Here is a 12,001-nt window from a genome sequence, read left to right as displayed (position 1 = left end):
ATTCCAATGAAAAAAGATTTGAAGCTGGGTAAAGTGAATTTTTCCGTATTGGATTTGGCCATAATCAACGAAGGCCGGGATGCAGCTGATGCCTTTCAAAGAAGTATGGATTTAGCCAAGCATGTGGAGGATATGGGATATAAAAGGTTTTGGATGGCTGAACACCACAATATGCCCAGTGTAGGAAGTTCAGCAACGGCCGTTTTATTGGCCCATATTGGGGGAGGAACCAAATCCATTCGAATTGGGTCAGGTGGGATTATGTTGCCCAACCATAGTCCATTGATGGTAGCTGAACAGTTTGGTACCTTGGCTTCGTTATTTCCTGGCAGGGTGGATCTAGGTCTAGGAAGAGCACCTGGTACCGATCAGGAAACAGTAAGGGCCCTTAGGAGAAACAGGTTGGAAACCCTTGAGGAATTTCCTCAAGACCTTGAGGACCTGCAGATGTACTTATCCCCGGAAAATATTGATGGCCGGGTTCATGCCATTCCTGGAGAAGGTTTGGATATTCCGATTTATTTGTTGGGCTCTAGTATGAGTAGTGCTGCCCTTGCTGCAAAAAAAGGATTGCCTTATGCTTTTGCCAGCCATTTTGCACCAAAACAGTTTTTGAAAGCAATAGCATATTATAAAGAGAATTTTGAACCCTCAGACCAACTTTCTAAGCCCTATGTGATTTCCTGTGTCAATGTGATAGCTGCTCAAGAAGATAAAGAAGCTCACCAACTTGCAACTTCATTATACAGGTTGGCCTTAAATGGTATCAGAAGATTGTCATTCCCTTTGCTTCCCCCTGTGGAAAATATGGAGGGCTTATGGAGTAACGAGGAGGAAACAGCAGTTCGTCATATGATGGCTTGTTCCTTTATTGGGGCCCCTTCGACGGTGGAGCATGACTTAAAGGCTTTTCAGGAATTGGCTCAGGTAGATGAGATCATGGTCACCTCGCATATTTATGATCACGATGCAAGAATACTTTCTTATCAAATTTTAGCAGAAATTATTAAAAGAACCAAAATGGAACTGTCTCAGTAAATTTTGGAATGATTTAGTCTAAAGCTTCTTCACCGGGGCAATTGGATGCCAATTTTAATCTTGGTTTTTTTGGAATTATTTAGAATGTTATTAATTCCAAAAGAAAGGGCCAAGGGGGCTAATCCTCCATTTTTGAATAAAGGAGCTATATAGCAGAATTTTATCATTATTTTTGATGGGGTTTCTGAAGGTATGGGAAAAAAATAAGGTTAAGAATGGTTTACCCATTTGAATTATTATTCAGTAAGGAAATAAATTCCTTACTGGGTATTTTGACCAATAAACATTTTTGCTGTTTGTGGAATGGAAATGAACACTCAATATCAATACATAAAGCTTTTAACTATTGCAGGGTCTGACAGTGGAGGTGGGGCTGGTATCCAAGCCGATTTAAAAACTTTTTCTGCTTTGGGCTGTTATGGTATGTCTGTCATTACTGCTGTCACATCCCAGAATACCTGCGGAGTAAGGAACATTTTAGGAGTTCAGGGAAACCATGTGGCCTCCCAATTGGATGCTGTTTTGGAGGACTTGCCTCCCCGAGCTATAAAAATTGGCATGTTGCACCGACCCGAAATTGTGGAAATTGTTTCTGAAAAACTTCAAGCCTTAAATGAAACTCCAATTGTTTTCGATCCGGTGATGGTGTCCACAAGCGGAGATCCTTTGATTACTCTGGAAACCGTGGAATTGCTCAAGGAAAAACTTTTTCCTCTTTGTGATCTTGTTACTCCCAATCTAGACGAAGCAGAAACCTTGGAGGGCTTTCCTGTCAGAAACAAAAAGGATATGGAAGAAGTTGGGAAAAGAATACTTCATTATGGTAGTAAAGCGGTTTTAGTAAAAGGGGGACATTTGGAAGGGAATCAGGTTTTTGATGTCTTATGCCAACGGGGCGGAAAGATAACCATTTTTAAAGGAGAAAAGATTTCAACGTCCAATTCCCATGGAACTGGATGTACCCTGTCCTCTGCCATTGCCTCTTTTCTTGCTCAGGGGAAAAATTTGGAAGAAGCAGTAAGGGAGGGAAGGGAATATGTGCGGAATGCTTTGGAATCTGGTAAGGAGATTAGAACAGGTAAAGGAAAGGGTCCCCTCAATCATTTTTTTTCACCCATTGAAATGAAAAAGGTAACCGAAAGTTGAAAAATATACAATTAGGAAATTTTTTCATAGAAATATAGCTAGCTTTAGATTTAACTGTTTGTTGAATCTGATGGCGGATTATTAGTTTTTTATAGTTGAATGAAACACCCCTATTTGTTCTGGTTTATGATCCTTGCAGAGAAGTGGGTTGATTTTTATGCTGTTTTCTTTGGAGGTTTCAGACCTGATTAATTTATTATAATTTTTGGTTATCTCCGATTGCTTTGTGGATAATTTATGGCCAGCTAATTTTGGGTTCTTATTTTTCATATTCCAATTTAATTCAATTATTAGTGGTAAATGGATATAGGTAAACTAGCAGGCTTTAAAAGAACTTACAACAAGTTGTGGAGGGTGGAAGAGAAGTTAAGGCCCTCCGAGTTAATGGAAATGTTTTGGACCTTTTTTGGAGGTTTTATCGGGATAGCCTGCATTGGTCTGTTGCAATCCTATTTTCATGATTTTTCTCCCTCCGGACAGCTTTTTTTAATTGGTTCTTTCGGAGCTTCAGCAGTTTTGGTGTATGGTTCTCCGAAAAGTCCCCTGGCCCAACCAAGAAACCTTATATTGGGGCATCTGACCTCCGCTTTTATTGGAGTAACTGTGTACAAATTTGTAGGTGAATATGAGGTGATTTGGTTGAGTTGTGGTTTGGCAGTTGGCATGGCTATTATTGGGATGCAGCTGACCAAGTCGCTGCACCCTCCTGGAGGGGCTACAGCACTTATAGCCGTCATTGGGACCGAGAAAGTAAAAACTTTGGGCTATTATTATTTGCTTAGCCCCGTTTTTTCTGGGGTTTTGATTTTATTTATTGTTGGAATTATTATTAATAACATTCCAAAAAACAGACAATACCCTTTAGGAAAAAATAAAAAATAGAGGAAAATACCTCCATTAATAATAAATTTCATCCTAGTAAATCCAGCCCAAATTTTCATTTAATGATTTTAAGGAAACGGGCTGGTTTCTTTCCTTTCAGTTAGCAGGGGCTCAATTCAAAATAGAAAAGAAATTTTTATTATGATTTTTACCTTTAATAGAAAATTAATTTCAAAAGGTCAATTATATCAAAGCAGGATATACCCGAAATTCATTAAATTATAAAGCAAAGAAAAAATATGCTAAGGTATTTATTTTTACCCATCTTTATATTATTAGCTCTATTGTCTTGTAATTCTAATGAAAAGAAAGTTGAAGATGAGATGGAGGTTTCTTCTGATCAATGGATTTCACTTTTTAATGGGAAGGATTTGAATGATTGGAAGGTCAAAATTTCTAAACATGAATTGGGGGATAATTATGCCAATACCTTTAAAGTAGAGAATGGGCTCTTAAAAGTTCGCTATGAGGGGTATGAGGATTTTGATAAAAAATATGGCCATATTTTTTATGACAAACCCTTTTCTAATTATTTACTTCATATAGAATACAGGTTTGTTGGTGAACAAGCTCCAGGGGGTGAAGATTGGGCCATTAGAAATAGTGGTGCCATGCTACATTCGCAAGCTCCGGAAACCATGGGGAAAGGTCAGGATTTTCCCATTTCCATTGAGGGACAATTGCTCGGTGGAAATGGAGTGGAAGAAAGAACCACCAGTAACCTTTGTACTCCAGGAACCCATGTGGTGATGGATGGGGAGCTATTTACCCCACATTGCGTTTCTTCCCATTCCAAAACATTTCATGGTGAACAATGGGTATCAGCAGATTTTTTGGTTCTTGGGAATTCTGTAATTCATCATATAGTGGAGGGGGACACCGTTTTGACTTACTACAAACCTCAAATTGGAGGAGGTAATGTGCATGATTACGATGAAAATGTAAAAAAAGATGGGCGCCCATTAAAACAGGGATATATTTCGCTCCAAAGTGAAAGCCACCCTATAGACTTTAGACAAGTGGAAGTGTTCGATTTAAACCCATATATACAAAATCAGAAACAGTTAAATACCATTTTGGAAAAACTAAGAGTAAGAAAGTAGTTTTTAATGGGGATGTATTTTTTGTTAAGGCAAAGATCAGGAGCCTTTGTTTTCTTTTTCTTTTTCTTTTGGCTTTTTGTAAAAGAACCACCAGAATATAAATAATACAATCACTAATAATGGCAATACCAAGTATATAATTATATCTGCAGTGGTATTAATGACAAATGGGTCATCAGTTCTTGGAGTTCCAGTTGGGATCTGGGCCCATGCCAGAAGTGGTGTTATTAATAAAATAAAAAATGCAGCAATATTTAGAAAATACCTGTTCATTTCAGTTTCCTTTTACTTAAAGTTATGGAATAGATAGCTCATTTCCATAAATAACTAAGCATATTTATAGCTTTGATGGTCGATCACGTTTTTTTTATGTTGGAATTTTAACCTTTTTCAGTTTTATCCATTCTCATTTGAGCAAAAGGGAAAAATCAAGGCAGGAAATATTTTTATTGCAAGAATGGTATTTAGTTAGCTGATGTTTGGTGAAATGTGAAGTTGTCTTGTTCTAAATGTTGTTGTTGCTAGTTATTGTTTCTACAATTTGGGGATTTTAGCTACATCTGATTTTTTTGAAGAAGCCCTTATTTGCCCTTTTAAGGGCATTTTTCGAATGGCATGGCATATGATCATATATAAATAAACAAAAATAAGTGAGTGACAGTAGAAAAAAAAGTAATTCTAATGCTGTCATTAATAGGTTTTGTGATTTTGATGCTGATTGGAGCCACAGGCTATCATATTGGTGAAGAAAGTAACAAAAATACCTATAGGACTTCATTGCGAGTTCGTCCGACAAGCACCTTATATTAAAACTAAGCCAACAATGCTATGAAAAAATTACTGTATTTAATGTCTATCCCAGCTTTTGTGCTGGTTTCTTGTGGGGGGCAAAATGAAAATAAAGATTCCCACGAAGAGCATCAAGATTCTTTGTCTCATAAAATGGAAGAACCTAACCAGGAAATGACGGAGGTTAGCCAAATGGAACCGGTGATGGAAGGAGAAAAAACTGAAGTGAAAGTCGAGATGTTACCTGAGATGGTTACCAAAAAGGTGGAAAAGGATACTTTGTTGTCCAGCTTGGTACTAGAAAAAGCCTATCTAGTAGAGGCAGGTGAAGAGGAAAAACTCTATGACCTTACTTTTAAGACCCAGGAAGGAGAAGTATTGAAAGTCTCCTTTGATGAAAAAGGAAATTTAATTGAACTATAAAACAATAAATAAAACAACCATGAAAAAACTAGTTTTAATTTTCGCATTTGGAGTATTTACAGCTGCAGGAGTTCAGGCATTGCCAGTAAATGAATCTCCCGCTTTTGTTCAAACGGTACAAGACAAAGTGGAAATCTCTCCTGAAGATTTGCCTCAAGCGGTAAAAGACACCATCGGTGAGAGTGAGGAAACCAAAGAATTGACCATTTCAAAAGCTTATCAAATTACTGATGATGAAGGAAAAGTTATTTACAAAGTAAAATTTGGTACTGAAGAGGAAGGCATCACCAAAAAGTATGATGCTGAAGGAAATGAAATTGTGGAAGAATAGTTGCTATTCGTTCAGTGAGACAAGCACCGGTTTTTTGGCCGGTGCTTTTTTTATGATGCAATTTTTTGTTTTCGAGAGTGAACTGAAATTTGAAAGGGTGCAAGAAAACTATATTCCACCCCCAATAACATTATTTTATTATTTCCAGCCGGTGGCCCCTTTGGATTAACCTGTCAGTATTGGGTTAATTATGGGGTGGATAAATTCCATCTTGAGTAACCTTTTTTTGAATCCTTACCACAGGTTTATGCCTGATTTTAAAATTGCAGCTATTAGCTATAAAACAATGTTTTCTGGCCTCTTCATGTAATTCCATGGCTTTGTTTTTCATGGATTCGTCTTCAACGGTGACCACAGGGTAAAGCGTGACTTCACTAAAATGGCCCGAACCGTTTCTTTCCTCCAGCATTATGCCTTCAGAATGGTCCTCATAATTGACTACACTAATCCCTGCTTCTGCACAAAGATGAAGATACCAGAGCATATGGCAAGAAGATATGCTTGATAAAAATAGTTCTTCCGGATTATGCCTGTGTTTGGTTCCTCTGAAATGATGGTCGGCACTGCCATGTATGGTGGATTTCCCTTCGATAATAATATCGAAATCTCTTTTATAGGCTAGATACCCTCTGGTGCCCATGCCGGTGTTTCCGGTCCACTCTAAAATACTTTGGTAATGATGGAATTTTGACATGGACATAATTTAAAAAATATATTTCAGACTTTCCAAAAGTTGATACAATTTGGAATGGGTATATTTAAATTGGGAAACTTTGATATTGGTAGTATGAAAAGGTTTGTGTTTTTATAAAATATTGGTATTCAAGGGAAAAAGAAAAAAGTCTTTTAGTTTTATTTACTAAAAGACTTTTTAATATCCTTAAGAAGAAATTTTGTAGCCTACTCTGCAAATGGGACTTTAAATTTTTTTCCAAGAGCCTTCAAATCCTTTTCAACTGGATTTAATAGGGGGATTCCTGATTTTCTTCTTTCCTGCTCCAATTCCCTTTCAGGGTCTCCTGGAATCAAAACCTTTTCATGACCAGGAGTTGTAGCCGAAGACCTAAACCGCTCTATCCATTTGTCCATATGGGATTTAAATTCATCAGCAGGCCTGAAGGCGTCCACTCTCATTGCTCCAAAAAAGTGTCCTAATCCTTCTCCTACAGGATTAGGGTCCGGTTCCAAGAAAGCCACAAAGGGAGGAACCCAGGGGCCATAATTTGCCCCCGATAGTACTGCAGAAAAGATGTCAACAATGGAGCCCAATGCGTAACCTTTGTGGGAACCATGTTCCCGGTCTCCACCTAATGGCAATAATGATCCGCCTTCTTTAACCCCATAGGGATTGGTGGTGGGATTGCCGTCTTTTCCCTGAATCCAACCTTCCGGAGCATTTTCCCCCTTTCTTTGAAGAATCTCCAGCTTACCGTTTGCTGCAGTTGTGGTTGCCATGTCAGCCACAAAGGGAGGCTGTTCTTTGGCTGGAATGGCAATGGAAATAGGGTTGGTCCCCAATAACCTTTCCTTTGAAAAGGTGGGGCTTACCAATGGACTTGCATTGGTCATGCTAAGTCCAATCATGTTTTCTTGTAAGGCTTGCATGGCATGATAACCTGCAATACCATAATGGTTGGAGTGTTTTACAGAAACCCAGCCTGTTCCTACATTCCTGGCTTTATCCATGGCAACTTTCATTGCCACAGGGGCTACAACAAGGCCTAAACCACCATCACCATCTACTACCGCGGTGCTTGGGGTCTCATGGATGATTTTTACATTGGGATTAGGGTTGATCCTACCTGCCTCCCAAAGTCTGACATAGCCAGAAAGGCGTGCCACCCCGTGTGAGTCCACTCCTCTCAAATCAGCAGAAAGTAACACTTCTGCTGCCGTTTCAGCGTCTCTTTCTGGACACCCTATTTTGACAAAAATATTTTTGGTGAAATCAAATAGTTGCTCGAAAGTAAAATTCATTTTTTGTATTTCATTTTTAAGCCGCCATCAACTAAAGGGGGTAGTAATTTTATTTAGGGTCTAATGGGAATTATTGATATAAACCGGAACCTCTAACTGCGCCCCTTTGATTAATTTGGAAATAACCCCTTCTTTCAGTGCAAAGTGGGAACAAATTAGTTCATCTGCATCCACAAATTTCAGAATATATTCTATTAAACAAGTGGCCACCACAATCATGTCCACTCTCATGGGAATCATGCCTGGGATTTCCAGCCTTTGAGCTTTGTTTAGAGTTACTAATTTTTGTGCAAAAGCCTCAAAAATGATTCTTGGAAGATGAAATACCCTTTCGCCCTTTTCCTTGGACAAATGAACTGATGCATAATACATGTCTGTAAGGGTGTCAAAAGTGCCTGAAGCACCCACAAATCTCTTGGGTTGATAAAGTGCAATGGCTTCCTTCAAAGGGGTTAATCGATCGTCCAGGTAACCCATTAACCTACCTATTTCTTCTGGCAAAATGGGATCATGGTAATGAAAAAGATCCAGCAATCGTTGTCCGCCAATTTCAAAACTCCTTTTCCATAACGCCTGATGTTGATTACCTATGATGAACTCTACAGACCCACCGCCTATATCCATGATTAAGCTGTTTTCATCCTCCAAAGATCCACTAAACTGCACTCCTTCATAAATGAGTTCTGCTTCTTGATCTCCATTGATGACATGGACCTCAATGTCCAATTGGTCTTTGATAAATTGGGTGAATTCTTTTCCATTTTTGGCACTTCTTACCGCACTAGTTGCAAAAGCATAAACTTGTTTGATGTTTTCTTTATCAATCAGTTTACGGAAATGGCCCAGGGCGTTTAAAGCCCTGTTTTGGGCTTCCGGGTGAATGAGGTCGTTACTTATGCCCCCTTGCCCGATTTTTACCGGAACTTTTTCCTTGTAGAGGGTTTGGAACCCATTCTGATTAAGTTCCACCAATAATAAATGGAAAGTATTGGTTCCCATATCAATTATGGCTGCCTTTTCTTTTGTCATTAAGCCCAAATTTTAGTTGTGCGAATATATGAAGTTTATTTAAAATGCAACCGCTTCAAGATTAGGATTCTGTGAAGTGATTTTTTTGTCCATTGGCTTAATTCCCTTTTTTGTACCAAATAGCTTATTTCTATAAAAAATTTCTTCGCTAATCATTGGCTGGTTATATTTGGTTAGAGGGGTGAAGCCGCAAAAAAACTCTATTTCAACTGAAAGATTTTGGGAAAAGTAATGGTTTATTGAGATGTTGGGATTAAATGACTTTTAAGAAATTGTTATATTAAAAAAGGGATTTGTTTATGAAAAGTTCAACCAAAGGAGTTTACACCTTTCCGGGGAATAAGGAAAAATTCGATCTACTGGAAAAGAAAAATGAGGAAGCTATAAAGGGTGGAGGGGAAGTCAGGATTGAAGCCCAACATAAAAAGGGAAAACTTACTGCAAGGGAAAGAATACATCTTCTGCTCGATGAGGGGACTTTTCAGGAAATAGACCGCTTTGTAATGCACCGTTCCAAAGATTTTGGATTGGACAAGGAGTATTATTTGGGTGATGGAGTGGTTACTGGGTATGGAGAAATTAATGGTCGGCTAACCTATGTTTTTTCCCAGGATTTTACTGTTTTTGGAGGTTCCTTATCTGAAACCCATGCGGAAAAGATCTGTAAAATCATGGATATGGCCATGAAGAATGGGGCCCCTGTAATTGGCCTTAATGATTCGGGAGGCGCAAGAATTCAGGAAGGTGTAAAATCCCTGGCCGGCTATGCAGATATTTTTTACAGGAATACCCTGGCTTCCGGTGTCGTGCCCCAATTATCTGGGATCATGGGGCCCTGTGCTGGTGGGGCCGTTTATTCTCCAGCCATTACAGATTTTATTTTAATGGTGGAAGATACCTCCTATATGTTTGTTACCGGGCCTTCCGTAGTACGAACAGTAACCCAGGAAAAAGTAACTGCAGAGGAATTAGGAGGCGCCAGTGCTCATGGAACCAAAAGCGGAGTGACCCATTTTTCCTGTGAAAATGAAGTGGAATGCATCAAGAGAATCAAGGAGATTTTAAGTTATATTCCCCAAAATTGCGAAGATAATCCTCCCCATTTGCCTTATACTTTAAAGGAAGATGAATCAAGGGAAATCTTGAATGATATAATCCCCGAAAACCCCAACCATCCCTATGATATGAGGGAAGTTGTCCAGGGGATAGTCGATGAAGGCTCCTTTTTAGAGGTCCATGAAAATTTTGCCGATAATATTGTGGTGGGCTTTGCAAGGATTGCCGGAAAAAGTGTTGGAGTTGTTGGCAATCAACCTCAATCCCTTGCAGGGGTATTGGATAATCATGCTTCAGTTAAGGCTGCTCGGTTTGTTCGATTTTGTGACTGTTTCAATATTCCCTTGTTGGTATTGGTGGACGTTCCGGGATTTTTACCCGGGACAGACCAGGAGTGGAATGGGATAATTACAAATGGTGCAAAACTTTTGTATGCCTTTTCCGAAGCCACTGTCCCAAGGATTACCGTTATCACCCGGAAAGCTTATGGAGGTGCTTATGATGTGATGAACTCAAAACATATTGGGGCAGATTTGAACTTTGCCTGGCCAACAGCAGAAATTGCCGTAATGGGTGCCAAGGGTGCTTCAGAAATCATTTTTAGAAAAGAAATTGCCCAAGCAGAAGACCCTGAAGCAAAACTTCAGGAAAAAGTGGATGATTATACTGAACGGTTTGCCAACCCCTACAGGGCAGCTCATCGGGGATTTATTGATGAAGTGATTTTGCCCTCTGAAACCAGGGAAAAGCTAATACGTGGATTTAAGATGCTCTCCAATAAAGTAGATAAACTGCCCCGAAAAAAACATGGGAATATACCGTTGTAGGTGAGTTAAATGGTCCACGGTCCACTGCTGTATGGTAAAGGGCCAGGGAGTTTTTACTTTTTAATAAAATTTATTATTAATGGGGTTCAAGTTTGAAAATCTAAGAGTTTGGGAGATGGTCTTGGAACTAACTATCAAGGTGAATGGTCTGGTTAGAAAATTCAGGAATTGCGAAACTCAGTGAACTAAATTAAGTTTCGGTTTACAGTAAAGTGTACTGTGGACGATTAAACATTAGGATAAAAAATAAAATATGACAAACGAAGAAAAATTTCTCTACAAATACCTAAACAATGCTTCTCCCACAGGCTTTGAAGCTTCTGGCCAACAAATTTGGTTGGATTATTTAAAACCCTATGTGGATCAGCATTTTACTGATAATTATGGGACAGCTGTTGGGGTGATCAATCCGGAGGCTGAATTTAAGGTTGTGATAGAAGCACATGCCGATGAAATCAGTTGGTTTGTAAACTATATTACACCGGAAGGATATATTTACGTCCGCAGAAATGGAGGTTCAGATCATATCATTGCACCTTCCATGAGGGTCAATATTCATACTGATGCTAAAATAATCCCTGGAGTATTTGGTTGGCCTGCTATCCATGTGAGAAAGGGGGATAAAGAAGATAAGCCAAGCCTTGAAAATATTTTTATCGATGTAGGTGCCCGCAGCAAGGAAGATGTTGAAAAAATGGGTATTCATGTGGGGTGTGTGGTGACCTTTCAGGATGATTTACTGGACTTAAATGGTAAATTTTATGCTGGTAGGGCATTGGATAACCGGGTAGGCGGTTATATGATTGCCCAAGTGGCTAAGAAAATCCAGGAATCCGGAAAAGAATTTCCATTTGGGCTATATATCGTCAATGCAGTTCAGGAAGAAATAGGTCTCCGGGGAGCAGAAATGATTGCGGCCAACATTAAACCCAATGTTGCAATTATTACTGATGTGTGCCATGACACCACTGCCCCTATGTACAACAAAATTACAAGTGGGGAACAGGTTGCAGGTGATGGACCTGTACTTACTTATGGAGCCTCCGTACATAAGAAATTATTGGATTTGATCATTGAGTCCGCCAATAAACGAGAAATTTCTTTTCAACGTGCGGCTGCTTCTAGGGGGACAGGAACTGATACCGATGCTTTTGCCTATTCAAATGAAGGTGTGCCTTCAGCTTTGATTTCTCTTCCTCTCAAGTATATGCATACCACCGTTGAGACTGCCAGTAAGAAGGATATTGACAATGTGATTGATTTGATTACCGGTTTCCTGGAAGATCTAAATCCCAATTATAATTTTAAATACGTAGAGTAAAACGAAGTTTTTATAATAAAAAAGCCCATAATGAAATGCTCCATTGTGGGCTTTTATTTGCTTTGATCGTTTGAGGTTG

At 39.1% G+C, this 12,001-nt stretch carries 13 protein-coding genes; 9 read left to right on the top strand and 4 right to left on the bottom strand.

Annotated elements, in window-relative coordinates; all coding sequences use genetic code 11:
- The first annotated feature begins 6 nt into the window (after positions 1 to 6).
- The 4 genes from QWY93_RS03145 (at position 7) to QWY93_RS03130 (ending at position 4,169) form a co-directional block, all read left to right on the top strand.
- Complete coding sequence (locus QWY93_RS03145) at positions 7 to 1,038, top strand: LLM class flavin-dependent oxidoreductase (RefSeq protein ID WP_290246735.1); 1,032 nt, start codon at positions 7 to 9, stop codon at positions 1,036 to 1,038.
- 309 nt (positions 1,039 to 1,347) lie between these two features.
- The gene (gene thiD / locus QWY93_RS03140) at positions 1,348 to 2,184 is read left to right on the top strand and encodes a bifunctional hydroxymethylpyrimidine kinase/phosphomethylpyrimidine kinase (RefSeq protein ID WP_290246734.1); all 837 of its coding nucleotides are present in this window, start codon (positions 1,348 to 1,350) and stop codon (positions 2,182 to 2,184) included.
- A 300-nt stretch (positions 2,185 to 2,484) separates the two neighbouring features.
- Positions 2,485 to 3,066: an HPP family protein gene (locus QWY93_RS03135; protein WP_290246733.1), complete on the top strand. Its 582-nt coding sequence runs from the start codon at positions 2,485 to 2,487 to the stop codon at positions 3,064 to 3,066.
- Positions 3,067 to 3,305: 239 nt separating this feature from the next.
- The gene (locus tag QWY93_RS03130; protein ID WP_290246732.1) at positions 3,306 to 4,169 is read left to right on the top strand and encodes a 3-keto-disaccharide hydrolase; all 864 of its coding nucleotides are present in this window, start codon (positions 3,306 to 3,308) and stop codon (positions 4,167 to 4,169) included.
- 36 nt (positions 4,170 to 4,205) lie between these two features.
- Here QWY93_RS03130 and QWY93_RS03125 read toward each other — a convergent pair whose 3' ends face one another.
- Complete coding sequence (locus tag QWY93_RS03125) at positions 4,206 to 4,442, bottom strand: hypothetical protein (RefSeq protein WP_290246731.1); 237 nt, start codon at positions 4,440 to 4,442, stop codon at positions 4,206 to 4,208.
- Positions 4,443 to 4,850: 408 nt separating this feature from the next.
- Here QWY93_RS03125 and QWY93_RS03120 point away from each other — a divergent pair, with 408 nt between their 5' ends.
- Genes QWY93_RS03120 through QWY93_RS03110 form a run of 3 tightly spaced genes read left to right on the top strand, consistent with a single transcriptional unit; the run spans position 4,851 to position 5,712 of the window.
- A complete protein-coding gene (locus QWY93_RS03120) occupies positions 4,851 to 4,979 on the top strand; it encodes a hypothetical protein (RefSeq protein ID WP_290246730.1) in 129 nt (42 codons plus the stop codon).
- A gap of 18 nt (positions 4,980 to 4,997) precedes the next feature.
- Positions 4,998 to 5,381, top strand: coding sequence for a hypothetical protein (locus tag QWY93_RS03115; RefSeq protein WP_290246729.1), 384 nt, complete (start codon positions 4,998 to 5,000; stop codon positions 5,379 to 5,381).
- 19 nt (positions 5,382 to 5,400) lie between these two features.
- Positions 5,401 to 5,712, top strand: a complete 312-nt coding sequence (locus QWY93_RS03110; protein ID WP_290246728.1) for a hypothetical protein — start codon at positions 5,401 to 5,403, stop codon at positions 5,710 to 5,712.
- A 184-nt stretch (positions 5,713 to 5,896) separates the two neighbouring features.
- Here the strand turns inward: QWY93_RS03110 and QWY93_RS03105 are convergent, their stop codons facing one another.
- The 3 genes from QWY93_RS03105 to QWY93_RS03095 form a co-directional block, all read right to left on the bottom strand.
- The gene (locus tag QWY93_RS03105; RefSeq protein WP_290246727.1) at positions 5,897 to 6,406 is read right to left on the bottom strand and encodes an OsmC family protein; all 510 of its coding nucleotides are present in this window, start codon (positions 6,404 to 6,406) and stop codon (positions 5,897 to 5,899) included.
- Between the two features lie 206 nt (positions 6,407 to 6,612).
- A complete protein-coding gene (locus QWY93_RS03100) occupies positions 6,613 to 7,689 on the bottom strand; it encodes an Ldh family oxidoreductase (protein WP_290246726.1) in 1,077 nt (358 codons plus the stop codon).
- Positions 7,690 to 7,749: 60 nt separating this feature from the next.
- On the bottom strand, positions 7,750 to 8,718 hold the full coding sequence (locus tag QWY93_RS03095; RefSeq protein ID WP_290246725.1) for a Ppx/GppA phosphatase family protein: 969 nt from the start codon (positions 8,716 to 8,718) through the stop codon (positions 7,750 to 7,752).
- Positions 8,719 to 9,017: 299 nt separating this feature from the next.
- Here QWY93_RS03095 and QWY93_RS03090 point away from each other — a divergent pair, with 299 nt between their 5' ends.
- Entirely contained in the window at positions 9,018 to 10,601 is a 1,584-nt protein-coding gene (locus tag QWY93_RS03090; protein WP_290246724.1) for an acyl-CoA carboxylase subunit beta, read from the top strand.
- 253 nt (positions 10,602 to 10,854) lie between these two features.
- On the top strand, positions 10,855 to 11,922 hold the full coding sequence (locus tag QWY93_RS03085; RefSeq protein WP_290246723.1) for a M20/M25/M40 family metallo-hydrolase: 1,068 nt from the start codon (positions 10,855 to 10,857) through the stop codon (positions 11,920 to 11,922).
- Positions 11,923 to 12,001: the final 79 nt, after the last annotated feature.

Source organism: Echinicola jeungdonensis (assembly GCF_030409905.1).
In the GTDB taxonomy this organism is placed as follows: Bacteria; Bacteroidota; Bacteroidia; order Cytophagales; family Cyclobacteriaceae; genus Echinicola; species Echinicola jeungdonensis.
The sequence above is the reverse complement of the archived record's forward strand: the minus strand, read 5'-3'. Positions and strand labels throughout refer to the sequence as shown.